Genomic DNA, 25,129 nt, shown 5'->3' on the forward strand with positions numbered 1-25,129 from the left:
TGGGGGGCATGTCCGTTCGTGCCCCGCTCGTTCCCGGCGTCCAGACGCCGCGCCGCGCCGTCCCCAGCTCCATCGCCCGTCCCGAGTACGTGGACAAGCCGGCACCGAAACGGGACACCGGCAACGGCGTGCGCACGCCCGAGGTGATCGAGAAGATGCGCGTGGCCGGGAAGATCGCGGCCCAGGCGCTGGAGGAGGGCGGCAAGGCGGTCAAGCCGGGCGCCACCACGGACGACATCGACAAGGTGATCCACGAGTTCCTGCTCGACCACCACGCCTACCCCTCGACGCTGGGCTACCGCCGCTTCCCGAAGTCGTGCTGCACCTCGCTGAACGAGGTCATCTGCCACGGCATCCCGGACTCGACGGTGATCGAGGACGGCGACATCTGCAACATCGACGTCACCGCCTACATCGGCGGCGTCCACGGCGACACGAACGCGACCTTCCTGGCAGGCGACGTCTCGGAGGAGGCCCGCCTGCTGGTGGAGCGCACCCGCGAGGCGACGATGCGGGCGATCAAGGCGGTCCGCCCCGGCCGGCAGCTGAACGTCATCGGCCGGGTCATCGAGTCCTACGCCAAGCGCTTCGGCTATGGCGTGGTCCGCGACTTCACCGGCCACGGCGTCGGCCCGGCGTTCCACACGCCGCCGACGGTCCTGCACTACGAAGAGCCCTCCGTCGACACGATCATCGAGGAGGGCATGACCTTCACGATCGAGCCGATGATCACCCTGGGCACCATCGACTACGACATCTGGGACGACGACTGGACCGTCACCACGAAGGACAAGAAGTGGACGGCCCAGTTCGAGCACACCCTCGTGGTGACGGCCGACGGCAGCGAGATCCTCACGCTGCCCTGAGTCAGTGGCTGGTGGCCTTCTTGTAGCAGCGCACCGACAGCGGCACGAAGATCACCAGCAGCAGCGCGATCCACAGCACCGAGGCGAGCACGGCGTGCTGCATCGGCCAGACGTCGTGCACCGGCATCGCCGCGCTCGTGTTGCCGAACAGCTCCCGCGCGGCCTGGGTGATCGCCGAAACCGGGTTCCAGTCGGCGATCACCCGCAGCGGCGTGGGCAGCCGTGCGCTGTCGACGAACGTGTTGGCCAGGAACGTGAGCGGGAAGATCGCCACGCTGGAGACGTTGTTGAACACCTCGGGCTTGCGCACCGCCAGGCCGAGCGTCCCCATCACCCACGACAGCGCGTAGGCGAAGGCGAGCAGCAGGAGCACGCCGCCGAGTGCCTCGAAGACGCCGGTGTGGATGCGCCAGCCGACCAGCAGGCCGACGAGGCCCATGATGAGCAGGCTGGTCACGTTGAGGATCAGATCCGCCGTGGTGCGGCCGATGAGCACCGCGGCGGGGGACATCGGCAGCGAGCGGAACCGGTCGATGATGCCCTTCTGCAGGTCGTCGGTGAGCCCGTACCCGGTGACGATGCTGCCCATCGCCACCGCGAGGGTGAAGATCCCCGGCAGCATGAACTCGCGGTAGGACATCCCGGGAATGTCGATCACGCTGCCGAACACGTAGCCGAACAGCAGCACGAACATCACCGGCATGAACACGATGGACCCGAGCAGGTCCAGCGACCGGACGATCTTGATCGAGTTGCGCTTGGCGACGGTCACGCCGTCGTTCACGGCCATCTGCACCGCGTTCATCACACGGCCTCCTTCGCGGGCTCGGCCGTCTCGTGGCCGGTGAGGGTGAGGAAAACGTCGTCGAGGGTGGGACGGCGGACGCCAACGTCGCGGACGTCGACGCCTTCCGCGGCGAGCAGCGCCAGCGCTTCGGTAAGCGCTTTCGCGCCGTGGGTCACGGGCACGGTGAGCCGGAACGCCTCGGCCTGCGGCTCGCCGCTGGCCAGCCGGGCCAGTGCCCGCTGGGCGACACCGACGTCGGCGTGCGTGCCGACGGTCAGCTCGATCCGCTCCCCGCCGACCAGGTCCTTCAGCTCGTCGGCGGTGCCGCGGGCGATCACGCGCCCGTGATCGACGACGGCGATGCTGTCGGCCAGCCGGTCGGCCTCCTCCAGGTACTGCGTGGTCAGCAGCAGCGTCGTGCCGCCCTTGACCAGCTCGGTGATGACGTCCCACAGCTCGGTGCGGGCCCGCGGGTCGAGCCCGGTCGTGGGCTCGTCGAGGAACAGCACCGGCGGGTTGGCCACGAGCGCACCGGCCAGGTCGAGCCGGCGCCGCATGCCGCCGGAGTAGCCCTTCACCGGGCGGTCGGCGGCCTCCTCCAGGCTGAACCGGGCCAGCAGTTCCCGGCCGCGGGCCTTGGCCCGCCTGGTGCCCAGGTGGTACAGCCGCCCGACCATCTCGAGGTTCTCCGCCCCGGTCAGCTCCTGGTCGACGGCGGCGTACTGGCCCGACGCGCCGATGTGCGACCGCAGCTCGTGCGCGTCCCGCACGACGTCGAACCCGGCGACCGTCGCGCGGCCCGCATCCGGCTTCTGCAGCGTCGTGAGGATCTGGACCGTGGTGGTCTTCCCGGCCCCGTTCGGCCCGAGCACCCCGAGCACGGTGCCTTCCGGGACACGCAGGTCCATCCCGTCGAGCGCGGTGACGCTCCCGTATTTCTTGACGAGCCCTTCGGCCACGATGGCGTCCGGCATCGGATTTCCCCTTTTCCGTGTGGAGTTTCAGGCCCGGCGGATGACGATGTCGCCGGTGTAGGTGTGGGCTTTGACCTCGACCGTCTCGGTGGTGCCGCCCGGCCCGTCGGACGGCGTGAGCGTGTTGCGCACCGAACCGGTGAGGGAGTTGAGCTCGAGCCAGGCGGCACTGCCTTCGCGGATGCCGACCTCGATCTCGCCGACGGCCGTCTCGAGGACGACCCGGTCGCGGATGACCTCGCCGAGCCGGATGTCGCCGGCCGCGGTCTTGGCGTGCACGCCGGCGTGCGCCCGGTCGACGAGGATGTCGCCGTTGGCGGTGTTCACGCGCAGATCGCCGGTCACCTCGCCGACGCGGGTCTCGCCGTTGGAGTTCTTCAGCACGGCGGTGCCGTCGATCTCGCGGATCCGCAGGTCGCCGGAGCCGGTGCCGATCTCGGCGTGGCCGGTGGCGCGTTCGGCGAAGACGTCACCGGTGGCGGTGTTCGCTTCGAGCCGGGCGGCCTCGTCGAGGTGGATGTTGCCGACCGACGTCTTGATGCGGCTGTCGCCGATGCGGCCCCCGATGTGGAAGTCGCCCATCGCGGCGGTGGCCCGGATCCGCGAGCCGGCAGGCAGCTCGACCGTGACATGCAGTGCGCCGCCCTTGCCGAACAGCTTCGTCGTGTACTTCGGGCCCTTGACCAGCAGCTCGCCGTCGGAGAACTCGACGCGGGTGCGGGCGGCGGCCTTGACGTCCTCGGTGTCGGCCGGGTCGGCCGGCGCGACCTCGACGGTGGTTTCGGCGCGGTCCCCGGCGACGATCCGGACGTCGGCGACGCTGACGTCGATCGCGGCGGTGATCGGCTCGGGGGTCGGGAAAACGGGCATGGCTGCGCCCTCCTGGGGTGCTCGGATGGCGTCTCCGCAGGTCGGAGACGTGAAGGAAAGAGAGAGAAAGAGTTACTGGACCCAGCCGGTGTACTTCTCACCGAAGACGGACCGCCGATGCTCGGACCGGCTGCGGCCGGAGCCCAGCGCGGCGTTCGCGGCCCGGACGAGCCAGGCGTTGATCGACAGCTTGTCTTGGTTCGCGGCCTCTTCGACCCGCTGCTTGAGCTGCTCGGGCAGCCGCAGGTTGATCCGGGAGACGGCCCCGTCGTCGGCCTCGGGCGGCGGGGGCGGCGCGGGCTGGGACGCCGGCTCGGCCGCGGCGGGCAGCGTGACGGCGAATTCGGCATCCCGCCGACGCAGACGCACCTCGACCGAGCCGGGTGCCAGGTCGCGGGTGATCTCGTCGGCGGCGGTGGAGAGCGCGTCGAGCAGGATCAGCCGCATCGCCGCATCGAGCGGCGCGGTGAGCCGCTCGGCGAGGGCGACGGCATCCTCGCCCGCTGCCTCGGCGGCGACCGAGAGTTCCCGGCGGAGTTCGTCCACGAAGGGCGTCAGGTCCATGGCACAACTATGGCGCCATTGTGGCACCACGACAACCCTGAAATGGCACCCTTAGGGGTCAGAGTGGCGCCACATCAGGCGCGCTCGATGCGCTCCAGCAGCTCGTCCAGGAAGCCGCACGCTTCGGCGGCCGCCCGGTCGGGATCACCGTCGGCGATGGCGTCGGCCAGGCCTTCGTGGCCGATCTCCGGCACGAAGTCCACGCCAGGCGTGATGCTGGACGTCGCCGCGACGCTGGCCGTGATGACCTCGGTCAGCCCGCGGTACAGCTCGGTGAGCAGCCCGTTGTGCCCGGCACGCACGACCGTCAGGTGGAACTCGGCGTCCGTGCGCGCGAAGTCCTCCCAGCGTCCGTCACGCAGGTCGGCCTCCCGGCGCGCGAGCAGCGCCCGCAGCTCGGCGACCTCCTCCTCGGTGCGCGAGGCGGCGGCCAGCCGGGCGCCTTCGACCTCCAGCGTGCGCCGGACCTGCAGGACCTCGCGCAGCTCCGACCCGCAGAGCCGGCGGATCGCACCGGAGACCTCACTGGTGGCACGGACGTAGGTGCCGTCGCCCTGCCGGACCTCCAGCAGTCCCGTGTGCGCGAGCGCGCGCACGGCTTCGCGGACGGTGTTGCGCCCGACGCCGAGCTGCTCGACGAGTTCCGCCTCGGTCGGGATGCGCTCGCCGATGGGCCATTCGCCCTGCGTGACCGCGGTCCGCAGCTGCTCGATGACCTGGTCGACGAGGCCGGCCCGCCGGGTCGTGGCCAGAGGCACAGGGTTATCCCTTCATCCAATCATCCTACGTATGCGATAGTAGCGGGCATGCGCGTCGAACACCGTGAACCCGAACTGGACGGCTCCCTGGAGACGCGGACGCCCGGGGTGGTCGCCGCCGGGGCGTTGCTCGCGGTCGCGGTCGTGCTCATCGCCCTCAACCTGCGCCCGGCCATCACCGGCGTCGGCCCGATGCTCGCCGAGATGCGCGCGGACCTGGGCACCTCCGGCGTCTGGGCGGGCGTGCTGACGACGTTGCCGACGCTCTGCTTCGCCGGTGCGGGGCTGGCCGCGCCGCTGCTCGCCCGCCGCGCGGGCCTGGGTGCCGCCATCGCGCTCGCCCTCGGCGCGCTCGCGGCCGGGCTCGTGCTGCGCGTGCTCGACGGCCCGGCCGTGGTGCTCGGCGGGACCCTAGTGGCGACCGCCGGGATCGCCCTGATCAACGTGCTCATCCCGGTCGTCATCAAGGACTCCTTCCCGGCCCGCATCGGCGTGCTGACCGGCGTCTACACCGCGGCCCTGCAGGGCGGCGGCGCCCTCGGGTCGGCGGTGACCCCGCAGCTCGGCGACGCGTTCGGCGGCTGGCGGCCGGCGCTCGGCAGCTGGGCGGTGCTGGCCGTCGTCGCGCTGCTGGCGTGGATTCTCGCAGCCCGCGGCACCGGCCGGGCACCGCGGCACGACGACGCCGCCCGGGGCGGCCGGTCGCTGCTGCGCAACCGGCTGGCCTGGATCGTGACGGCGTTCTTCGGCCTCCAGGCGTTCTACGCCTACGCGGCGATGGGTTGGTTCCCGCAGGTGCTGATGGACGCGGGCGTGTCCCGCGACCGGGCCGGGCTGCTCTTCGGTCTCGTCTCGCTGATCGCCGTGCCGATCAGCCTGTTCATCGCCCCGATGGCCGCGCGCAGCCGCGGTGGCCAGGGCCTGTGGACGGTGACGCTCGGCGCGTTCGGCGTCGCGGGCACGACGGGGCTGATGCTGGCCCCGGCGTGGTCACCGCTGCTGTGGAGCATCCTGGTCGGGCTCGGGATGAGCGTGTTCTCCCTGGCCCTGACGGTGATCGCGTTGCGCGCCCGTACCGGCGCGGACACCGCCCGCCTGTCCGGGATGGCCCAGGGCTTCGGCTATCTGTTCGCCGCACTCGGCCCGTTCCTGTTCGGCCTGCTGCACGACCTCGCGGGTGGCTGGACCCTCCCGCTGGGCATGCTCCTCGGCCTGCTCGCGGTCCAGATCGTGTTCGGCGCGCTGGCCGGCCGCCCGCGGTTCGTCTGACCCCGCGTCAGTCCAGCGGCAGGTTCAGCAGCGCGTTCTCGATCAGCTCCGGCATCGCCGGGTGGATCCAGTACTGGCCGCGCGCCATGCTGCGCGCGTCGAGGCCGAAGCTCATCGCCTGGATGAGCGGCTGGATCACCGACGACGCCTGCGGCCCGATGATGTGGGCGCCGAGCAGCTGCCCGGTCGCCGGATCGGCCAGCAGTTTCGCGAAGCCCGTGGTGTCCTCCATCGCCCAGCCGTAGGCGATGCCCGCGTACTCCTGCTTCGAGACCACATAGGACACACCCAGCTCGCGCGCCTTCTGCTCGGTGAGCCCGACGGAGGCGACCTGCGGGTGGGTGAACACCGCGTGCGGCACGAACCGGTGGTCGGCGGTGACCGGCTCGTCCGGGTGCAGCAGGTTGTGCTGCACCACGCGGGCTTCGTGGTTCGCGACGTGCTTCAGCTCGTGCGGCGACGAAAGGTCGCCCAGTGCGTAGATGCCCTCGACCACGGTCTGCTGCCGGTCGTCGACCACGACGTGCCCACTGTCCATTGTGGTCACTCCGGTGGCGGCGACGTCGAGCAGGTCGGAGTTCGGGCGGCGGCCGGTGGCGATCAGCAGCAGGTCGCCCTCGACGGTCTCGGCGCCCTGCGGCCCTTCGAGGTCCAGCGCGACGCCGGTGCCGGTCTTGCGTGCGCGGACGGTCTTGCGGTCGAGGCGGACGTCGAAGCGTTCGGTGGCCAGCTCGGTGAAGCGTGCGCTGACCTCTTCGTCCTCGGACCGCAGCAGCCGCCCGGACCGGTTGACCAGCGTGACCTCGACGCCGAAGGACGCGAAGACGTGCGCGAACTCGGCCGCGATGTACCCGCCGCCGAGGATGACGATCCGCCCGGGCAGCTCGTCGAGCCGCATCACCGTGTCGGACGTGTGGTACTCGACGGTGTCGAGGCCGGGGATCTCCGGGATGACCGGACGCCCGCCCGCGGCGAGCACGAACTTGTCGGCGGTCAGCACCTCCTCGGGCCGTCCGTCGGCGAAGCTGACGCGCAGCTCTTTGTGCCCGGTGAAGCGCGCGGTGCCTTCGTAGACGTCGACGTTCGCGTTGTCCTCGTGGCTGCGGCGGTATTCGGCGCCGCCTTCGGCGATCGGGTCGATCCGGCCGAAGATGCGGTCGCGGATGTCGCGCCAGCGCACGCCCTTCAGCTCTTCGTCGACGCCGTAGCGCGCGCTGTGCGAAGGCGTGTACGCGACGTCAGCGGCGTACACGAACATCTTCGTCGGAATGCAGCCGACGTTCAGGCAAGTCCCGCCGAAGGTGCCCTTCTCCACGATCGCCGTCTTCATGCCGGCGAAGTCCGGGCCGAGGATCGAGTTCCCCGATCCCGTCCCGACGATCACCAGGTCGTAGTGGGGCACTGCATCCTCCGCGGGGTCGTCCGGTCGCTTCACCCTAGCCAACCGGGGCCGCGTGGCCGATGTTCCCTCGTGTGCCCGACGTCGTGTTCGGTGGTCAGTGGCCGGTCGCGGTGAAGTGCATGCGATCGGTCGGGCTGTGCCAGGACCCGCCCCAGCTCCACCCGATCGCCGCGAACGCGCGCACGGTCGCGTCGCCGGCCAGCACCATGCCGGGCCGCACGCGCGAGCGGTCGACGTAGGCCGAAGCCAGCTCGGGCAGCACGAGATCGCCCTGCGTATAGGGATTGCAGAACGGGTTGACGTCCACCGCGAGCCCATACGCGTGCGCGGACCAGGTCGTCTGCCCACGCGCCGGGCGGCAGACGAACGCGCTGGTCGAGTTGCCGTCGCCGGTCGGCGGCGCGGTGAGCTCGGCCGGGCTGGTCACCCGCATCTCTTCGATCGGGAAGCGGGCGGCGAAGAGCTGCCCGAACACCCGGCTGATCCCCGCGGCGCCGGACGCGTTGACCAGCATCTCGCCGGTGTGCGGGCGGCCGTCGAAGCCCCAGAACGACATCGTCAGATACCGCAGGTCCGTGACCTTGACCGGGCACGCAGGCTGCCAAGTGCTGCGCGCCAAGACGTCGGCGGGCACTGTGTTTATGGTCCAAGCATACCGCCCGCCGGCGGGCGGCGGCAGCAAGTCTTTGGTCGGAAGTGCCCGGTTCACCAGTTCGGGTGGCGTCGGCTCGACCTCGCCGAAGCCGTCCGGGCGGCGGGGGAGCGGACGGGCCCCCACCTGCCAGGTGACGGCAGGCGCGCTCGGCACGGTCGACGGAGCCGGCCAGGCCGCCGTGGGCGTCGTCCGGACGGTCGTCGTCGGCGCGGGAGCCGAAGACGCAGGCTGAGTCACCCCCGGTGCTTCCGGAGAACACGAGGTCAGGACAAGGACGGCGACCGCCCACCACGCTGCCGCCGCTGTCCGCCGCATCCGGCCAGCTTGGCAGAAGCGTTCGGTGAACGCGGAGTCCACCCGTTCCAGTGACACCGTTTCGGGCCCACTCGGATTAGGGTATTCAGCGCCACTCGTTCACGCACCGGAGTCGCCCGGGTGCCGAGTGCTCTGCTTTCTGCTGCGTCGAAAAGGGGAGACCCATGTCCGTGAAGTCCCGCCGATCCCTGCTGCTCGCGAGTGGCGTGCTCCTCGCGGTCGCCGCGGTGGCCGTCCCGGTCGTGGTGGGCACGGCGTCGGCGGAACCCGGATCCGGCAACCAGGCGCGGATCGTCGGCGGCAACCAGGCGTCGCTCGCCGACCACCCGTACGCGGTCTTCCTGACCGACGCGGGCGGCAACCAGTTCTGCGGCGCGGTGATCGTCAGCTCCACGGCGGTCGCGACGGCGGCGCACTGCGCGAAGGCGGTGGCGAAGCAGGACGTCCGCGTGGTCGCCGGCCGGGAGGACAAGCGCACCGAAGACGGCCAGGTCCTTGGTGTGTCGAAGGTCTGGATCAGCCAGGGCTACAGCGACCCGACGCAGGGCGACGACGTCGCGGTCCTGACCGTCCGCGGCCAGCTCGACTACCGTCCGGCGAAGCTGCCCGACAGCGGTGACGCGGGGCTGTACGCCCAGGGCACCCAGGCGACCGTGCTCGGCTGGGGCCGCATCGCCGACGGCGGCGCCCGTTCCGACTACCTGCGCAGCGCCGAGGTCCCGGTGGTCTCGGACAGCGAATGCCGGTCCGACTACAGCGTCTACGACCAGAAGACGATGGTGTGCGCGGGCTACCGCGAAGGCGGCATCGACGCTTGCCAGGGCGACTCCGGCGGCCCCCTCGTCGTGGGCGACACGCTGATCGGGATCGTGTCCTTCGGCGACGGCTGCGGCAAGGCGGGCAAGCCGGGCGTGTACACGCGGGTGTCGGCGTACGCGGACGACATCAAGTCCCAGGCCAGGACGCGCACGCTGTTTCCCTGAGCCGTGGTAAGCAGGGGACCATGCCGACCCTGCACGACGCGACCGGCCCCGAGCTGACGGCCGCCCAGCTGCACGACATCCTCCGCCTGCGCGTGGACGTGTTCGTGGTGGAACAGAAGGCCGCATACCCGGAGATCGACGGCCGCGACCTCCGCCCGGACACCCGCCACCTGTGGTTCGAAGGTGAAGGAGGAGTCGCGGCCTACCTGCGCGTCCTGCTCGCCCCGGACGGCATCCGTCGCATCGGCCGAGTGGTGACGGCGGCCTCCGCCCGCGGCCAGGGCCTGGCGGCCCGCCTGATGGAGGCGGCCCTGACGATCCCGGGCGAGTACGTCCTCGACGCCCAGACATACGTCCAGGGCTTCTACGCCCGCTACGGCTTCGTCCCCGAGGGCGAGGAGTACACCGACGACGACGGAATCCCCCACATCCGCATGCGCCGCCGCCCGTAACCCCCGCCAGCCCGCGTGATGCCCCTCCAGTCACGCGTGATGCCTCCCCAGTCACGTGTGATGCCCTGCCAGTCACACGTGATGCCTCGCGAATCACACGCGATGCCTCCCGGGATCACGCGAGATCCGCGCCCAATCACGCGAGTCCCGCGCCCAATCACGCGAGTCACGTCCCCGATGACGCGAGATCCGCGTCCGATCACGCGAGTCCCGTCTCGGATCACGCGCGGGTGCCCGAGTCGTCCATCCCGGCACGCATGCCGTCCGCCGGAGTACGCGGGTCGTCCGGCCGGGTAAGGCTCAGGCGATCGCACCCCGCGGAGCCGTCGCGGTGATCACCTTCACCGCGCGATCCACGTCGGCCTCCGTGAGGTCGGCGCGCGCCGTCAGCCGCAGCCGGGAGATGCCGTCCGGCACCGACGGCGGCCGGAAGCACCCGACGCGGATGCCCTGCTCCGCACACGCCGCGGCCCACGCGACGGCCGTCTCCGCGGACGGCGCCTGAACCGAGATCACCGCGGCGTCCGGCAGGCTCGCCTTCAGCCCGGCCGCCTTCAGCGACATCGCGAGATTGCCCGCGTTCTCCAGCACCTTCTCCGCCAGCCCCGGCTCTTCTTTCAACGCGTGCAACGCCGCCAAGGCGGCCGCGGCGCTCGCGGGCGCCAGCGCGGTGTCGAAGATGAAGCTGCGAGCCGTGTCCACCAGGTGCTTGATGACGCGACGCGGTCCCAGTACCGCCCCGCCCTGCGCACCGAGCGACTTCGACAGCGTCAACGTCGTGACGACGTCGGGTGCGCCCGCGAGCCCGGCCGCGTGGACCGCGCCGCGACCGCCCTCGCCCAGCACGCCGAAGCCGTGGGCGTCGTCGACGACCAGGGCCGCGCCGTGCTCACGGCAGATTCCGGCCAGCTCGCCGAGTGGGGCCAGGTCGCCGTCGACCGAGAACACCGAGTCGGTCACCACCAGCGCCCGCGGCTTGCGGCGGGTCGCCAGCGCGTGCTTGATCGCCGACGGCGTCGAGTGCGCGACCGCGGCGACGTCGGCCCGCGACAGGCGGCAACCCTCGATCAGCGAAGCGTGGATGTACTTGTCGGTGACGATCGCCGACTCGGCACCCGACAGCGCCGTCACTGCGCCGAGGTTGGCGGTGAAGCCGGAGGAGAACACGAGCGCCGCCTGCGCGCCGCAGAACCGGGCGAGCTCCATTTCCAGCTCGGTGTGCAGCTCGGTCGATCCGGTGACCAGCCGGGATCCGGTCGCCCCGGCGCCCCAGCGCAGGGCGGCGGCCGCCGCGGCCCCGGCGACGCGCTTGTCGCGGGCCAGCCCGAGGTAGTCGTTGCCGGCCAGATCCAGCTCGTCGGCCTGGGCGGGACGCGGCCGCAGCTGCCGCACGAGCCCGGCGTTCGCCCGCTTCTCCGCCTCGGCGTCGAGCCAGTCGAAAACCTCATCGGGCAGGGGCGTCGGCGGCGTAGTCACGTCCCGCAGTCTCGCATCCGCGGCTCGCGCCACCGTGAAGCGGGCCCGGAAACGCCGGAAGCCCCCGGACCGGCGGTCCGGGGGCTTCCGAAGGGAAACTCAGCTGTCGTAGCCGCGACGCGGGCCACGGCTCGGGCGGCCGTAGCCACCGCCGTTGCCCGAGCGGGGCTGACGGCCGCGGCCGCCGAAGCCGCCGGGACGGCCCTCGCGGGAGCCCTGGCCGTAGCCGCCACGGTCACCACCCCGGTCGCCGCCGCGCTCACGGTCGCCGTAGCCGCGGTCGCCGCCACGGCCGTAGCCGCCACGCTCGCCGCCGCGGCCGGAGCCGCCGAAGCCACGGTCACCGCGGAAGCCGCCGCCGCGACGCGGGTTCTCGCGCCGCCGCTCGACGACCGGCTCGCCGCTGGGCTCGCGGGCACCGGTGATGCGGGACAGCTCGGCGTCGCCCGGGCGGACCGTGGTCGACTCGGCGCGCACGCCGGCGCGGTCGGTCAGCCGGCGGACCATCCGGCGCTGGTCGTTCGTCGCCAGCGTGACGACGACACCGGACGCCCCGGCGCGGGCCGTGCGGCCGGCGCGGTGCAGGTAGTCCTTGTGGTCGGCCGCCGGGTCGACGTGCAGCACCAGCGAGATGTCGTCGACGTGGATGCCGCGCGCCGCGACGTCCGTGGCGACCAGCACCGGGGTGTGGCCTTCCTTGAAGTCGGCGAGGACGCGGTTGCGCTGTCCCTGCGTCTTGCCGCCGTGCAGCGCCGCCGCGTGCACGCCCTGCTCGCGCAGCCGCTCGGTGAGACGGTCGACGTGGTGCTTGGTGCGCACGAACATGATCGTGCGGCCCTCGCGGGCACCGATCTGCGTGATGATGTCCTGCTTATCCTGGTGCGAGACCTGGAGCACGTGGTGGTCCATGGTCGTGACGCTCGCGGTCGACGGCGCGACCGAGTGCGTCACCGGGTCGGTCAGGTACTGCTTGACCAGCCGGTTCACGTCACCGTCGAGCGTCGCGGAGAACAGCAGTCGCTGGCCGCCCGGCGGGGTCAGGTCGAGGATCTCGCGGACCTGCGGCATGAAGCCCATGTCCGCCATCTGGTCGGCCTCGTCGAGGGCGACGAAGTTGCAGTCGCCGAGGTGCGCGGTGCCCTGGCGGACGTGGTCCGACAGCCGGCCCGGCGTGGCGATCAGCAGGTCGACGCCGCGGGACAGCGCGTCCGCCTGCCGGGTGAAGGCCATGCCGCCGACGGCGGTGCGGCACCACAGGCCGAGTGCCTTGGCCAGCGGGGTGAGCGAGTCGGCGACCTGCATGGCCAGCTCGCGGGTCGGGACGAGGATCAGCGCGCGGGGGCGCTTCGGGCGGGCCTTGCCGCCGTCGAGCCGGGCCAGCATGGCCAGGCCGAAGGCGAGCGTCTTGCCGGAGCCGGTCTGGGCGCGGCCCAGCACGTCCCGGCCCGCCAGCGCGTCCGGGATGGTCGCGGACTGGATCGGGAAGGGCTTGTCGATGCCCGCCTCGGCGAGCGCGCGGAGCAGCGGCTCCGGCAGGCCCAGCTGGGCGAACGTCTTGGTGACCACGGTCTCGACCGCGTCGTCGCGCAGCATGTCCCCGCCGGCCGGGCGGGTGCGCGGCTTGCGGTCGGGACGGCCCGCGCGAGCGGACGTCGAGGAGTGGCCGGAGTTGAACGTGACTGTCACAGATGCCTCTCGGACGCGGTTCGTCACAAGGAGGCCCGGGCTGCCCGCGCGCAGGCAGGGCAAGATGGTGTGCGATGGGCGTTCACAGGGACGGACCCGGCACACCGTGTCTTTCGCATGCCGACACTGCGCGCCGCTTGGGGGTTACGGATCACCGCGAGCCATTCGGTTGGCTTTGGAGGCGACGGACACCAACTCATCCACGCCGCCGGTTGCGGTCTGTACATACTGTACCCGAGGTGGAGTCGGGACTTCGCATCGAGGTCACCGGTTGTGGGCGGCGTCGCAGGCGTGGCGTGTGCCACACCCGCGACGCCGCGCCGTTCCTACGTGAGCCCGGCGGCGGAGACCAGCTCCGCCAGCAGCTCGTCGGTGCTGGTGACGTACTCACCGAGGCCGCGGCCGTGGAACCAGCCGGCCAGGTTGCGCACGTCCCGCGCCAGGAACTCGACGCCGCCGGGGTTGGCGACGACGTCGACGACCTGGGGCAGGTCGATCACCATCAGCCTGCCTCGATGCACGAGCAGGTTGTACGCCGAGAGGTCGCCGTGCGCGAGCCCCTCGGAGGCGAGCAGCTCCAGTGCCGCGGTGGCCTGGAACCACAGGTCCTTCAGCTCGTCCGGGTCCGGACGGACCTGGGCCAGCCGGGGCGCGGCGGTCCCGTCGTCCTCACCGAGGAACTCGAGCAGCAGCTCGGTCCCGTTGCGCTGCACGGGGTACGGCACCGGCGCGCCGAGTGTCCACAAACGACTCAGCGCGGCGAACTCCGCGACCGCCCACTGTTCGGCGATAAGGTTGCGGCCGAACGCCGTGCGGTGCTCGATCGCGCGCATCTCGCGGGAACGGCGCATCCGCCGCCCCTCGAGGTAGCCCGCGTCGCGGTGGAACAGCTTGTGCTCGTCGCTGCGGTAGCGCTTCGCGGCGAGCAGCGTGCCGGGGGTGCCGGGCACGCCGCGCCGCAGCAGGTGGACGTCGGCCTCCTTGCCGGTCTTGAGCACGCCGAGGTCGGTGTCGACCGCGGCGAGCTCGGTGACCACCCAGTCCGGCCGGGGCAGCGGGCCGTGTTCGGCGTCGTCCCAGGTGGACCAGCGGTCGGCGCCGTCGGGCAGCTGGTTTTCGGTGTAGGCGTCGTCGCGCAGTTTCGCGAGGCGGACGCGTTCGCCTTCGGTCAGCCGGCCACGGCGGGCGGGTTCGGGTTCGTCGTCGAACCGCGCACGGCGGTTCGGCCGGGTTTCGTCGTCGTGGCGCCCACGGCGGCGCGGGGCCGTCCGGTAGGCGTCCTCGTCGTACCGCGGTCCGCGGCGGGACGAGTTGTCGCTGAACAGGTCTTCGAAGTCGTGCTGGCGCACTGGTGGGTTCTCCTTGGCAGGGGTGCCCCACCGGGCGCGTGGTCAGCGTCGGGGGGCGGGTGGGCGAGGGCGCGAAAGGGCCCGGACAGTCATCACGTCAGGCACCTCCCGTTCTCGCACCACCGGCACCCTGCCGGCCGCGCCCAGCTTGCCGGACCCATCCCGCGCAGCGCAAGCGAATAGCGCGAAAGGACCGTTCGCGACGTTTCCTTGAATTCGCCCTGCCGCCGTGGTCACGATGAACGGGCAGGCCGAACGAGGAAGGGCGGCGGATGAACAGCTACGACGTGGTGATCGTCGGCGGCGGGCACAACGGCCTGGTGGCGGCCGCGTACCTGGCGCGGGCGGGCCGGTCGGTGCTCGTGCTCGAACGGCGGGACGAGATCGGTGGCGCCGCCGTCTCGTTCCGTGCGTTCGAGGGCGTGGACGTCCGGCTTTCCCGCTACTCGTATCTGGTCAGCCTGCTGCCGAAGAAGATCGTGGCCGATCTCGGCCTCGACGTGGAGCTGCGGCGGCGCCGGATGTCGTCCTACACCCCGTCGGGCGGCTCCGGTCTGCTTGTCGACACCGACGACGCCGTCCGGACGGCGTCGTCGTTCCGGGCGGTCACCGGGTCCACTTCGGATTTCTCGGCCTGGCAGCGGTTCTACGAGCTGACCGGACGCGTCGCCGGGCGCGTGTCCGGGACGCTCACCGAGCCACTGCTGTCCGAAGTGGACTTCCGCGAGCGCGTCGGCGATGCCGAGGCGTGGTCCCTGCTGTTCGAACGGCCGATCGGCGAAACGCTCAGGTCGTGGTTCGGCCACGACACGGTGCGCGGCGTGGTGCTCACCGATGCGCTGATCGGCACGTTCGCCCCGGCGGACGGCGAGGACCTGCGGCAGAACCGGTGCCTGCTCTACCACGTGATCGGCAACGGCACCGGCGACTGGGACGTCCCGGTTGGCGGCATGGGCGCGGTCACCCGCTCGCTCGCGGCGACGGCAGCCGCGGCGGGCGCGCGCCTGATGACCGGTGCGGAAGTGCTCTCGGTCGACCCGGACGGCGAGGTGCGGTATCGGCGTGACGACACCGAACTCGCCGTCCGGGGCGGGCACGTCCTGGCGAACGTCGCGCCGGCGACGCTCGCGAGGCTGCTGGGCGAAGAACCGGCGGAACACCCGGAAGGTGCACAGCTGAAAGTGAACATGGTGCTCAAGCGGCTGCCGAGGCTGCGCGACCCGGACGTCGACCCGGCTGAGGCGTTCGGTGGCACCTTCCACGTCAACGAGAGTTTCACGCAACTGGAGACGGCGTACCGCGAGGCGGCGGCGGGCAGGATCCCCACGCTGCCGCCCTGCGAAATCTACTGTCACTCGTTGACGGATCCGTCGATCCTCGGCCCGGCCGAACGCTCGGCCGGCACGCACACGCTCACCCTGTTCGGCCTGCACATGCCGGCACGTCTCTTCCAGGGGCGCAACGAAGAGGCGCGAGAAGCGGCGTTGCGCGCGACGCTGGCTTCGCTGAACAGCGTGCTGGCCGAGCCGATCGAGGGCTGCCTGCTGTCCGCACCGGACGGAAAACCCTGTGTGGAAGCCAAAACTCCGCTGGACCTGGAGGCCGAGCTGGGTCTGCCGGCGGGGCACATCTTCCACCGGGACCTTGCCTGGCCGTTCGCCAGGGACCCGGCCCAGGCCGGCCGCTGGGGCGTGGAGACGGCACACGAACGTGTCCTGCTCTGTGGCGCGGGAGCCGTGAGAGGAGGTGGTGTCAGCGGCATTCCCGGCCACAACGCGGCCATGGCCGTCCTGGGCTCGGGGTGATCCGGGTCAGGCGTCGTGTTCGGTGCACAGACACGCGACGCCTGGCTCGATCCACTCCCGTCCGGCCCATTCCGGGTGGCGCTCCACGAGCAGCGACCGGACCTCGGCGGTGATTTCGTCCACGCCCATCGCCGAGTCCCGGCGGCGCCAGGTCTCGTCCCGCAGTTCCCGCAGGTAGGCCCGGACGTCGGTGAGCACCGCCCGGCCACCGACCTCTCCGTGCCCGGGAACGACCACCCGGTGCCCGGCGGCGGCCAGGCGGTCCAGCACCGTGAGCCAGCCGACGCCCGAGACGTCGGTGTCGTGCGGCGGGAACCACGGGAAGATGGCGAACTGCCCGGTCTCGGCCAGGTCGCCGGTGAACAGCACGCCGGCGTCCGGCACCTCGACCACCTGGTCGCCGCGCGTGTGGCCGCGGCCGGTGGGACGCAGCCGGACGAGCCGGCCGCCGAGGTCGAGGACGTACTCGCCGTCGTAGACGACGTCGGGCGCAGGCAGCCGGACACCGTCGAGACGACGGGCGATCACCTCGCCGAGGCCGCGGAACATCGCCAGATAGCCCGGCCCCTTGGCGGCGAGGTCGGCCGCCTGGTCGCGGTTGACCAGGTAGGTGGCCTCGCCGGTGAACACCTGCGCGCCGAACGCGTGCTCGGGGTGGAAGTGCGTCGTCGTCAGGTAGAGACGGCGGCCCTTCGCCACCTCGGTCGCGAACGCGAGCACCTGCTCCGCGTTGACGGTGCCGAGCCCGGTGTCGACGACCAGGACGGCGTCGGTGCCGCCGACGACGCCGATGTTCGGCACGAGGTCGACCCGGTTGTTGGGGATCACCAGCAGATCGGGCGCGATTTCGCGGGCTCCGGAGACCTGCACGGCGGGATCGGTCAGTACGGTCATGGCCCGATTCCACAGCCGTCCGCGCCAAGGTGTCCAAGACCGGTTCGGTGGCGCCGATACCGGGCGAATATCGTCGCCGGTCATGGAGCTGCGCACGCTGCGGTACTTCGTCGCGGTCGCCGAGGAACTCCACTTCGGCCGCGCCGCCACGCGGCTGCACATGAGCCAGCCACCGCTGAGCCGGGCGATCAAGCAGCTGGAAGCCGACGTCGGAGCAGTCCTGCTGGTCCGCTCCGCCGCGGGCGTCACGCTCACCCCGGCCGGGGTGACGTTGCTGGCCGAGGCGCGGGCGCTGCTCGACCATGCCGACCAGGCGCGCGTGCGCGTGGCCGCGGCGGCAGGTGCGTCCACGCTCACCGTCGGCATCCTCGGAGACAGCGCCGACCCGGGCGCGGCACGCCTCGCCGATGCGTACCGCCGGAAGCACCCGGGCGTCGAAGTGCGCGTCCGCGACACAGACCTCACCGACCCGACCTGCGGACTGCGGGCCGGGCTGGTCGACGTCGCGCTGACCCGCGGGCCGTTCGACGAGACCGGCCTGACGGTCCACCGCCTGCGTGCCGACCCGGTGGGTGCAGTGCTGCGCGCCGACGACCCGCTGGCCGGTCGTGCCCGCCTCACGCTCGCGGACCTGGCCGGACGACGCTGGTTCCGCTTCCCGGACGGCACCGATCCGGTGTGGCAGGCGTACTGGCACGGCGGCGAGCCGCGCGAAGGCCCGGTGGTGCGCGCCGTCCAGGAATGCCTGCAGGCCGTGCTCTGGAACGGCACGGTCGGGCTGATGCCCCTCGGACATCGGCCGCCGGGCGACCTGGCTGTGGTGCCGCTCGCCGACCTGGCGCCGAGCCCGGTGGTGGTCGCCTGGACGGGCACCGGCCCGCTGATCCGGTCGTTCGTGCAGCTCGCTGCGGCTGCGTACCGCAGCTGATCCCGGGTCAGCGTTCGCGCGGCGGCGGCAGGCGGAACAGGCGGTTGAGCGCGCGCAGCACAGTCTTGTCGCCGGACGCCGACGCGGCACCGGTCTCGATGGCCTCGGCGAGGCTCAGCTCCCGTGCGGTCACCCGCACGAACGTCGCCTCGTCGATCGAGATGGTCGCGTCGGGATGCTGTGCCGGGCCGTGCACGGTTTCGATCGTCCCGTCGTGCACGCGGGCATGGAAGACCTCGTCGTCGATGCGGAACTCGTACACCGCGCGCAGCCCGGCCGCGGCTTCGGCGTCGAAGCACGCTCGCAGGCCGAGCACGGCCCAGCCGGGGTGGAACGTCTCGGTGGCGCGGCGTTCGCCCATCGCCCACTTCATGCCCCAGCGCGCCAGCGCCAGGACGGCCGGGCCGAGCTCCTCGCCGGCTTCGGTGAGGGCGTACGCGGGCGTCCGGGCCGGTGGCGGCAGCGTGATCTTGTGCGTGAGGCCGTCGCTTTCGAGCTTCTTCAGCCGGGCGGCCAGCAGCCCGGTGCCGAGGCCGCGCAGGGCGGCCTGCAGGTCACCGAAGCGCTTGGGGCCGGTCAGCAGCTCGCGGATCAGCAGCAACGTCCAGCGCTCGCCGACCAGGTCGAGTGTGCGCGCGGTCGCGCAGTACTGGTTGTACGTTCGCTGCTCCACTTCATCATTTTAGACTTCGCGCTTCCTGTTCTCGAACTCCCAGCAGGACGCGGGCGACGAGTGCGGGATGGGTGAGCACCCCGTCGTGTGGGCAGTCCACGGTGATCGTCCGATAGCCGGCCGTGGCGGCGAACGCCTCGAACGGATAGGCCTGCGGACGGCAGCAGACGGCCGTGCCGGGTATTTCGTCCACGGCTCCGCTCAGGCGGGTGGCCTCGGTCAGCGTGCGCAGGGGCTGGGGGCGCAGGCGCTGTGCCAGCCAGGCCGCGTCTCCGGTGCTTTCGACACCGAAGGCGGACGGCGGTGGGGCGGGGACCAGCCCGCTGTCCGCGGCTGCGGCGTGCATGGCCTGCCCGAACGGGCCGGGAGCGAGGTCGAGCAGGCTGGTGCCGTCGGCGCCCGCCCAGCCGTCCATGAGGACGACGTGGCGGACGGCGCTGGGCCGCAGGTCGGCCGCCTCCCGGACCACCAGGCCGGCGTAGCTGTGGCCGATCAGCACGACCTCGTCACCGGCCACGCTGTCGAGGGCGGCGGCGACGATTCCGGCGTCGTCGTGGAGTCCGTGGCCTGCGGCCGAGCCTAGCTCCGGGGTCAGTGTCCGTGCCCCGGCGGCGTGCAGCAGCGGGACCAGCCGGTCCCAGGCCCACGGGCCGTGCCAGGCGCCGTGGACGAGAACGAACGTGGGCATCGGGTTTCCTCCTCGCTGTCGTCGGGCACCGTATCTCATTGACTTCCTGTTTTTGAAGTGCCAAGTTCTAATTCAGGTAGTCGACAACGAGAGGACCACGGATGACTCAGGCGCTGTACACGGCAGAGGCCCACGTCGCCGGCGGGCGGAGCGGTCGCGGCCGGACCGCCGACGGACGGCTGGAGCTGGATCTGCGGCAACCGAAGGAGCTGGGTGGCGACGGCGAGGGCGCCAACCCCGAGCAGCTCTTCGCGATCGGTTATGCGGCCTGCTTCGGCACGACGCTCGCGCTCGCCGGTCAGCGGGCGAAGCTCAAGGCGGACGACGCGGAGATCGCCTCGTCGGTGTCGCTGCTGCCGATCGACGGCGGCCGCTTCAAGCTCGGGGTCGAGTTGCGGATCACCCTGCCGTCGGTCACCGGTGAGCAGGCGGCCGGACTGGCCAGGACCGCGCACCAGGTCTGCCCGTACTCGAACGCCGTGCGCGGCAACGTCGAGGTCGGGCTGACGGTGAACGGCACCCGGCTCTGAGGTTCAGACCACCGGCGCGCGGTGGACGTCGTAGAGGTCCCAGTCCAGCTGCCAGAACGCGTCGATGCCGTGGTCACGGATGTACTTCCGCTCGGTGTCGTGCACGGGGTAGCAGCCGGCGATGCTGATCGGGGCGCCGCCGACGTCGATCAGCGTGTACTGGTACGCGTCGAGGCCTGCCGGCGCCGACACGGCGAAGGCCGTCATGGCGGAGTCGGGCGCGATCGGCTGCCCGAAGTCGATCGTGTCGCCGTAGACGAACGGGCAGGTGCCCCGCAACTGCTCGGCGAGATAGCCGATGGCCAGCGCCCACGTCGGGTCATCGGACCGGACGCTGATCCACAGCTCCGGTTTGACGCCGTGCCACTCGGGGTGGTCGGCCAGGGACAAACCGTAGGTCGCGCCGGTCACGTACCGCGGTTCGGGCTCGTCGGCGTAGACGAACGCGATGACGTCGTCGAGCCCGTCGTGCGTGGACGGGATGGGCTGCAGCCGGGGGTCGGCCCCGGTCAAGGTGTCGAGATGGGCGAAATACCGCTCGGCACGGCTCGGCATGGCGCGCAGCATACGACCGACCGGGCCGGCGTGAGGCGTAATGCCGTTGGCCCGGGCGCGGCACGATCGGGCAGGGTGGGAACCATGCGAGTGCTCGTGATCGGCAGCGGAATCGGCGGCGCGGCGACGGCGTGGCACCTGGCGGCCCGCGGCGCGGAGGTGATCGTGGCGGACGCGGCCCGCCCGGGGACGGCGACCGAGGCAGGCGCCGGGATCGTCAGCCCGTGGACGTCACGCTGGAACGACGCGCTGTACCCGCTCGCATCGGCCGCCGGTCGTTACTACCGGGAATTCGCGGCGGAGCTGGAGGGCTCGTCCTTCGAGGTCGTCGGCGGGATGATCGTCTCGGCCGACGAGACCGAGCTGGCGGAAGCCCAGGAGCGGCTGACGAAGCGGGCCGCGGACGCGCCCGAGATCGGCGAGGTCCGCCGGCTCGACCCCGCCCAGGCCCGCGAGCTGTTCCCGGCACTGGCGCCCGGGCTCGGCGCGGTGCACCTAGCGGGCGCGGGACGGGTCGACGGACACGTGCTGCGCCGCGCGCTGCTGTCCGACGCCGAGCGCCGGGGCGCACAGTTCGTCGAAGGGGAGGTTGCGTTCCGTGCCGATGGCACGGTCGCGAGCCCGGAAGGTCCGCTGGAAGCCGACAGCGTGGTGGTTGCGGCGGGCGCATGGAGCCGCGAACTGCTGGCGCCACTGGGAATCGACCTGCCGGTGACGCCGCACCGTGGTCAGATCAGCCACTTCGACCTGTCGGACACGGACACGTCGGCGTGGCCGGTGGTCCTGCCGCACAGCAGTCACTACCTGCTGGCGTTCGCCGGGGGCCGGGTGGTGGCGGGCGCGACCCGTGAAGCGGACGCGGGCTTCGACTACCGTGTCACGGCGGCGGGACAGCGCGAGGTGCTGGACAACGCACTGACTGTGGCACCGGGCCTGGCGGACGCAACGCTCGCGGAGACACGGGTCGGCTTCCGCCCCGGAACGCCGGACGGCCTGCCGGTGCTGGGCCTGCTGCGGCCGGGCCTGGCAGTGTCGACGGGCTTCGGCGCGGGCGGGCTGACGAACGCGCCGTTCGCGGGCAAGCTGGTGGCGGCGCTGGCGCTGGGCGAGGACCCGGGCTTCGACCTGAGCCCGTTCGCCCCGGACCGGTTTTGAGCGGATCCCGCCCACGCCGGGTGACAGAGGAGTCCGACCTGCCGGATGGTCTCCGGCTGCGCCGGGCGATGGAGGAGGCTGGCTTGCCGGATGGTCTCCGGCTGCGCGGGGCGGCGGGGAAGGCTGACTTGCCGGATGGTCTCCGGCTGCGCCGGGCGACAGAGGCCGACCTGGCGGCGCTCCTGGCGATCCTCGACGGGGCGGCGGCCTGGCTCGGGCGGCAGGGGACCGACCAGTGGGCAGGTTCGCCGTGGCGGGCGGAGGAGCTGCGTCCGGGGCTGGCGACCGGGGCGCTGCGGGTCGCGGAGATGCCGCGGAACTCAGGAGTGCCGGGTGAGGCGGGGGCTCCGGTCGCCGCCGGGTCCCTTGGCGAGGATGCGCTCCCGCGCGCGGGTGACGTGGTGACTCCGATCGCCACCATGACCCTCGGCGACGTCGCCCCATCCCTGTGGGCGGCCGGGGACGATCCCTCCTGCGCGCTCTACGTCAGCCACCTTGCGGTCGACCGGCGCCTTGCCGGGCTTGGCGTTGGTGCCTGGGTGCTCGACGAGGCTGCTCGCGAAGCCGCGCGGCGGGGAAAGCGGGCGCTGCGGCTGGATGCCTGGACCTCGAACACCCGGCTGCACTCCTACTACCGGCGTCAGGGCTTCCGGCTCGTGCGGGTCGTCGAGGGCGGCAGCTCCGGTGCTCTCTTCGAGCGGGCCGTCAGCCCTCGGTGACCAGCTCCAGTGCGTGCTCGCCCGTGCGGTCGACCACCAGGCCCGCCTTCGTGATCACCTTCACCAGCTGGTCCACTGTGGACGGCTCCGCGCGGGTGGCCGCCAGGACGTGGGCCAGGCGGCCCTTGTAGGCCTTGTTGAAGTGGCTGACCGTCACGCGCTCGCCGCGGGCGTTCTCGGTCACCACGCGGACCGTCACCGCGTCCGGGCGCAGCTTGGCGAATGCCGAGTACGTGCCCGAGCGCAGGTCCACGACCAGGCCCTCGACCGCCTGCAGCACCGGCTCGAGGACCGGTTTCCACATTCCGCGGACGGTCCCCAGCGAAGGCAGCGAGTTCCCGCCCGAGAGCCGGTACGCCGGGATCGGGTCGGTGGCCGAAACCACGCCGAACAGCGACGACGTCACCGCCAGGCGTCGGTGTGCCTTCTCCAGGCCCGCCTTCGTGAAGCTCTTCACGTCGAGCGCGTCGTACAGGACGCCGGTGTAGCGGCGCAGAGCCGGCATCGTCGGTGACGTCCACAGCTGCGCGTTGCGCGTGACCTCCCCGGCCTGCCGCTCGGTGATGCCCAGGGCCGCGATGCTGGCCGGGACGTCCGCGGCCAGTTCGGCCAGCGCGTCCACGAGCTTCGCGCGCGTCGGGTTCAGCTCGGGGAACGACAGCGCGTCGAGGTTCAGCGGGCCGCCGCGGCCGCCGTCGGCCTTGGTTTCGGAAGGGGGGAGGAGCACCAGCACGCCCCGAGCGTAAATCGGGGTGCGGGACCGCTGCCGCCCGCCCTAGCCTCGCGGGATGGACCTGACCTGGCGCCCGCTGACCCTCGACGACGTCCCGGCCCTCACCCGGCTGTACGCGGCAGCCGAGGAAGTCGACCGGACGGGTGACCACTTCAGTGAGGACGACCTCCGCGAAGAGCTCCGAGCACCCAACGTCGACCTGGCCCGCGCCACCGTCGGCGCCTGGGCGGGTGACCGGCTCGTCGGCTACGGCCTGATCCGGCGGCGTGATGCCGCCAACCCCGTGCACATGCTCCGGATCCAGTCCGTCGTGGATCCCGCGTACCGCGACGACGCCGTCGGCGCTCACCTGACCGGGTGGTTCGCGCGGACGAGCCGCGAAGTACACGAACGTGCCTTCCCAGGCGCGCCGAGTGAACTGCATCATGGACTCCACCAGAACGAGCGCTGGATGGCCGGGGTGCTCGCCGGCGCGGGGTACACGCACCGGCGCACGATGGTGAACATGCGCGTCGGCCTCGCCGACCTGCCGCCGCAGCCGCCGCTGCCGGACGGCTTCGAAGCGGTGCCGTTCGACTTCGAGTACGACCTCGCGGCGCTCGACGCGCGCAACGACACCTTCGCCGGTCACTGGGGCAGCACGGTCTACCAGCCGGAGGCCTGGCGACACCTGGTCACCGGCTCGAAGGACTTCCGGCCGGACCTGTCGTTCCTCGTCCTGGACGGCGACAAGGTCATGGCGTTCGTGCTCAGCCACTTCTACGCCTCCGAGGCCGAGGCGACGGGCGTCCGCGAGCACAACGCGACGTGGGTGGGGACGCGCGCGGCGCTGCGTGGCCGTGGGGTGGCGGCCGGGCTGCTCGGGCACACGCTGCTCGCCGCGAAGGCGGCCGGGTTCGACCGGTCGGCCCTGAACGTCGACGTCGACAACGCGCACCGCGCGCTGGGTGTCTACGAGCGGTGCGGGTACCGCGTCGACGACGAATGGCACGTCTACGTGCTGTCCTGACCGCCGCCGGTCAGCGTTCCACGAGGTTGAGCAGCTCCTCACCCTTCGCGTACCGCCGCAGCTGTTCCGCCGCCAGCTTCTTCGCGCGGGGGTAGAACGACGCCGACCCGCCCGCGACGTGCGGGGTGATGACCACCCCCGGGACCGTCCACAGTGGATGATCCGCCGGGAGGGGCTCGGGGTCGGTCACGTCGAGGCCCGCACGCAGCCGTCCGGTGCGGGTCTGGGCGAGCAGTGCCTCCGTGTCGATCGCCGTGCCGCGGCCGACGTTCACCACCAGCGCGTCGTCGGGAAGCGCCGCCAGCTCTTCCGCGCCGAGGAGGCCGCGTGTTGCGGGCGTGTCCGGCAGGACCAGGACCACGATGTCGGCCTCCGGCAGCAGGGCGGGCAGCTCGCCGACGCCGTGCACGCCCTCGTCCGGGCGGGGACGGCTCGCCACCCTCGTCACCACCGCCTCGGCGGCCACGAGCTGACGCTCGATGGCCTGTCCGATCGAGCCGTATCCGACCAGGAGCACGCGGCTGTCGGCGAGTGAGCGCGTGTGCTCGCGCACCCACTCGCCCCGCGTCTGCTGCGCGAACCAGCGCGGCAGGTCACGTTGTGCCGCGTGGATCAGCGCCATCGCGTGCTCAGCGACGCTCAGGTCGTGCAGGCCACGCCCGTTCGCCAGCTGGACACCCTCCGGCAGCAGCGGCACGATCGTCTCGACCCCGGCCGACAGCGACTGGACGACGCGCAGGGACGGCAGCTCCCGGATGAGCTTCGGCGGCTCGGGCCCGCGGTCGTAGGGCAGCACGTAGAACTCGACCTCGCCGAGGTCGCCAGGTGGGGATCCGACGCCGTCGTAGTACGCGGCTTCCAGCCCTTCCGGCACCTCGATGTCGGTCCAGGGCAGCAGTACGCGAGCGCTCATGCCGCCTTTCTACCCGCTGCCCGGCAGGCCGGTCGCGCAGGCCGCGAATCCGGGTGGCCGGTGCACTGCCCGGCACGAATTCCGGAAAACCGCCACGCTATTTCCGATTATCCCGTCGAAA

General features: G+C 71.9%; 26 protein-coding genes. 10 read left to right on the forward strand and 16 right to left on the reverse strand.

What is annotated here, in order from left to right; all coding sequences use genetic code 11:
* The first annotated feature begins 8 nt into the window (after positions 1 to 8).
* Positions 9 to 866 carry a type I methionyl aminopeptidase gene (gene map / locus ABJI51_RS07365; RefSeq protein WP_348948533.1) on the forward strand — a complete coding sequence of 286 codons (858 nt, stop codon included), beginning with the start codon at positions 9 to 11 and terminating at the stop codon, positions 864 to 866.
* Between the two features lies 1 nt (position 867).
* Here map and ABJI51_RS07370 read toward each other — a convergent pair whose 3' ends face one another.
* The 5 genes from ABJI51_RS07370 to ABJI51_RS07390 all read right to left on the reverse strand — a co-directional run bounded on the left by ABJI51_RS07370 (position 868) and on the right by ABJI51_RS07390 (position 4,819).
* The gene (locus tag ABJI51_RS07370) at positions 868 to 1,671 is read right to left on the reverse strand and encodes an ABC transporter permease (RefSeq protein ID WP_348948535.1); all 804 of its coding nucleotides are present in this window, start codon (positions 1,669 to 1,671) and stop codon (positions 868 to 870) included.
* Positions 1,671 to 2,627, reverse strand: coding sequence for an ATP-binding cassette domain-containing protein (locus ABJI51_RS07375; protein ID WP_348948536.1), 957 nt, complete (start codon positions 2,625 to 2,627; stop codon positions 1,671 to 1,673). The genes ABJI51_RS07370 and ABJI51_RS07375 overlap by 1 nt, the downstream gene beginning before the upstream one ends.
* A gap of 27 nt (positions 2,628 to 2,654) precedes the next feature.
* Positions 2,655 to 3,497 (reverse strand): DUF4097 family beta strand repeat-containing protein, encoded by an 843-nt coding sequence (locus ABJI51_RS07380; protein WP_348948537.1) that lies wholly within the window; start codon positions 3,495 to 3,497, stop codon positions 2,655 to 2,657.
* Positions 3,498 to 3,569: 72 nt separating this feature from the next.
* On the reverse strand, positions 3,570 to 4,061 hold the full coding sequence (locus ABJI51_RS07385; protein ID WP_348948539.1) for a toxin-antitoxin system HicB family antitoxin: 492 nt from the start codon (positions 4,059 to 4,061) through the stop codon (positions 3,570 to 3,572).
* 74 nt (positions 4,062 to 4,135) lie between these two features.
* The gene (locus tag ABJI51_RS07390; RefSeq protein ID WP_348948541.1) at positions 4,136 to 4,819 is read right to left on the reverse strand and encodes a FadR/GntR family transcriptional regulator; all 684 of its coding nucleotides are present in this window, start codon (positions 4,817 to 4,819) and stop codon (positions 4,136 to 4,138) included.
* Between the two features lie 48 nt (positions 4,820 to 4,867).
* Here ABJI51_RS07390 and ABJI51_RS07395 point away from each other — a divergent pair, with 48 nt between their 5' ends.
* Positions 4,868 to 6,088 (forward strand): CynX/NimT family MFS transporter, encoded by a 1,221-nt coding sequence (locus ABJI51_RS07395; protein WP_348948543.1) that lies wholly within the window; start codon positions 4,868 to 4,870, stop codon positions 6,086 to 6,088.
* A 7-nt stretch (positions 6,089 to 6,095) separates the two neighbouring features.
* Here the strand turns inward: ABJI51_RS07395 and ABJI51_RS07400 are convergent, their stop codons facing one another.
* Both ABJI51_RS07400 and ABJI51_RS07405 read right to left on the reverse strand, forming a co-directional pair.
* Positions 6,096 to 7,490, reverse strand: a complete 1,395-nt coding sequence (locus tag ABJI51_RS07400; RefSeq protein ID WP_348948545.1) for a mycothione reductase — start codon at positions 7,488 to 7,490, stop codon at positions 6,096 to 6,098.
* A gap of 94 nt (positions 7,491 to 7,584) precedes the next feature.
* Positions 7,585 to 8,460, reverse strand: a complete 876-nt coding sequence (locus ABJI51_RS07405) for a M15 family metallopeptidase (RefSeq protein WP_431605581.1) — start codon at positions 8,458 to 8,460, stop codon at positions 7,585 to 7,587.
* 164 nt (positions 8,461 to 8,624) lie between these two features.
* Here ABJI51_RS07405 and ABJI51_RS07410 point away from each other — a divergent pair, with 164 nt between their 5' ends.
* Positions 8,625 to 9,443, forward strand: a complete 819-nt coding sequence (locus ABJI51_RS07410; RefSeq protein WP_348948548.1) for a S1 family peptidase — start codon at positions 8,625 to 8,627, stop codon at positions 9,441 to 9,443.
* 20 nt (positions 9,444 to 9,463) lie between these two features.
* On the forward strand, positions 9,464 to 9,895 hold the full coding sequence (locus ABJI51_RS07415) for a GNAT family N-acetyltransferase (protein ID WP_348948550.1): 432 nt from the start codon (positions 9,464 to 9,466) through the stop codon (positions 9,893 to 9,895).
* 300 nt (positions 9,896 to 10,195) lie between these two features.
* Here ABJI51_RS07415 and ABJI51_RS07420 read toward each other — a convergent pair whose 3' ends face one another.
* The 3 genes from ABJI51_RS07420 to ABJI51_RS07430 form a co-directional block, all read right to left on the reverse strand.
* A complete protein-coding gene (locus ABJI51_RS07420; RefSeq protein ID WP_348948552.1) occupies positions 10,196 to 11,371 on the reverse strand; it encodes an 8-amino-7-oxononanoate synthase in 1,176 nt (391 codons plus the stop codon).
* Positions 11,372 to 11,470: 99 nt separating this feature from the next.
* On the reverse strand, positions 11,471 to 13,057 hold the full coding sequence (locus ABJI51_RS07425) for a DEAD/DEAH box helicase (protein WP_348948553.1): 1,587 nt from the start codon (positions 13,055 to 13,057) through the stop codon (positions 11,471 to 11,473).
* Positions 13,058 to 13,383: 326 nt separating this feature from the next.
* Positions 13,384 to 14,406, reverse strand: coding sequence for a serine protein kinase RIO (locus tag ABJI51_RS07430; RefSeq protein ID WP_348948555.1), 1,023 nt, complete (start codon positions 14,404 to 14,406; stop codon positions 13,384 to 13,386).
* Positions 14,407 to 14,678: 272 nt separating this feature from the next.
* Here ABJI51_RS07430 and ABJI51_RS07435 point away from each other — a divergent pair, with 272 nt between their 5' ends.
* Entirely contained in the window at positions 14,679 to 16,211 is a 1,533-nt protein-coding gene (locus ABJI51_RS07435) for a phytoene desaturase family protein (protein WP_348948557.1), read from the forward strand.
* A 6-nt stretch (positions 16,212 to 16,217) separates the two neighbouring features.
* Here the strand turns inward: ABJI51_RS07435 and ABJI51_RS07440 are convergent, their stop codons facing one another.
* On the reverse strand, positions 16,218 to 17,105 hold the full coding sequence (locus tag ABJI51_RS07440) for an MBL fold metallo-hydrolase (protein ID WP_348948559.1): 888 nt from the start codon (positions 17,103 to 17,105) through the stop codon (positions 16,218 to 16,220).
* A gap of 82 nt (positions 17,106 to 17,187) precedes the next feature.
* On the opposite strand from ABJI51_RS07440, the gene ABJI51_RS07445 reads away from it, so the two are divergent.
* Positions 17,188 to 18,033, forward strand: a complete 846-nt coding sequence (locus ABJI51_RS07445) for a LysR family transcriptional regulator (protein ID WP_348948560.1) — start codon at positions 17,188 to 17,190, stop codon at positions 18,031 to 18,033.
* A gap of 7 nt (positions 18,034 to 18,040) precedes the next feature.
* On the opposite strand, the gene ABJI51_RS07450 is transcribed toward ABJI51_RS07445, so the two are convergent.
* Both ABJI51_RS07450 and ABJI51_RS07455 read right to left on the reverse strand, forming a co-directional pair.
* The gene (locus tag ABJI51_RS07450) at positions 18,041 to 18,706 is read right to left on the reverse strand and encodes a winged helix-turn-helix transcriptional regulator (RefSeq protein WP_348948561.1); all 666 of its coding nucleotides are present in this window, start codon (positions 18,704 to 18,706) and stop codon (positions 18,041 to 18,043) included.
* 4 nt (positions 18,707 to 18,710) lie between these two features.
* Complete coding sequence (locus ABJI51_RS07455; RefSeq protein ID WP_348948563.1) at positions 18,711 to 19,394, reverse strand: alpha/beta fold hydrolase; 684 nt, start codon at positions 19,392 to 19,394, stop codon at positions 18,711 to 18,713.
* Positions 19,395 to 19,495: 101 nt separating this feature from the next.
* Between ABJI51_RS07455 and ABJI51_RS07460 the strand changes: the two genes are divergently transcribed.
* Entirely contained in the window at positions 19,496 to 19,924 is a 429-nt protein-coding gene (locus ABJI51_RS07460; RefSeq protein WP_348948565.1) for an organic hydroperoxide resistance protein, read from the forward strand.
* A gap of 3 nt (positions 19,925 to 19,927) precedes the next feature.
* On the opposite strand, the gene ABJI51_RS07465 is transcribed toward ABJI51_RS07460, so the two are convergent.
* Positions 19,928 to 20,479 carry a suppressor of fused domain protein gene (locus tag ABJI51_RS07465; protein ID WP_348948567.1) on the reverse strand — a complete coding sequence of 184 codons (552 nt, stop codon included), beginning with the start codon at positions 20,477 to 20,479 and terminating at the stop codon, positions 19,928 to 19,930.
* A gap of 84 nt (positions 20,480 to 20,563) precedes the next feature.
* Here ABJI51_RS07465 and ABJI51_RS07470 point away from each other — a divergent pair, with 84 nt between their 5' ends.
* Both ABJI51_RS07470 and ABJI51_RS07475 read left to right on the forward strand, forming a co-directional pair.
* On the forward strand, positions 20,564 to 21,634 hold the full coding sequence (locus tag ABJI51_RS07470) for an NAD(P)/FAD-dependent oxidoreductase (RefSeq protein ID WP_348948569.1): 1,071 nt from the start codon (positions 20,564 to 20,566) through the stop codon (positions 21,632 to 21,634).
* A gap of 128 nt (positions 21,635 to 21,762) precedes the next feature.
* Positions 21,763 to 22,353 (forward strand): GNAT family N-acetyltransferase, encoded by a 591-nt coding sequence (locus tag ABJI51_RS07475; RefSeq protein WP_348948571.1) that lies wholly within the window; start codon positions 21,763 to 21,765, stop codon positions 22,351 to 22,353.
* On the opposite strand, the gene yaaA is transcribed toward ABJI51_RS07475, so the two are convergent.
* The gene (yaaA, locus tag ABJI51_RS07480; protein WP_348948572.1) at positions 22,340 to 23,086 is read right to left on the reverse strand and encodes a peroxide stress protein YaaA; all 747 of its coding nucleotides are present in this window, start codon (positions 23,084 to 23,086) and stop codon (positions 22,340 to 22,342) included. The genes ABJI51_RS07475 and yaaA overlap by 14 nt on opposite strands.
* A gap of 55 nt (positions 23,087 to 23,141) precedes the next feature.
* On the opposite strand from yaaA, the gene ABJI51_RS07485 reads away from it, so the two are divergent.
* Complete coding sequence (locus ABJI51_RS07485) at positions 23,142 to 24,095, forward strand: GNAT family N-acetyltransferase (RefSeq protein ID WP_348948574.1); 954 nt, start codon at positions 23,142 to 23,144, stop codon at positions 24,093 to 24,095.
* A gap of 10 nt (positions 24,096 to 24,105) precedes the next feature.
* Here the strand turns inward: ABJI51_RS07485 and ABJI51_RS07490 are convergent, their stop codons facing one another.
* Entirely contained in the window at positions 24,106 to 25,008 is a 903-nt protein-coding gene (locus ABJI51_RS07490; RefSeq protein ID WP_348948576.1) for a 2-hydroxyacid dehydrogenase, read from the reverse strand.
* Positions 25,009 to 25,129 lie beyond the last annotated feature (121 nt).

This window comes from Amycolatopsis melonis (genome assembly GCF_040064235.1).
Classification (GTDB): Bacteria; Actinomycetota; Actinomycetes; order Mycobacteriales; family Pseudonocardiaceae; genus Amycolatopsis; species Amycolatopsis melonis.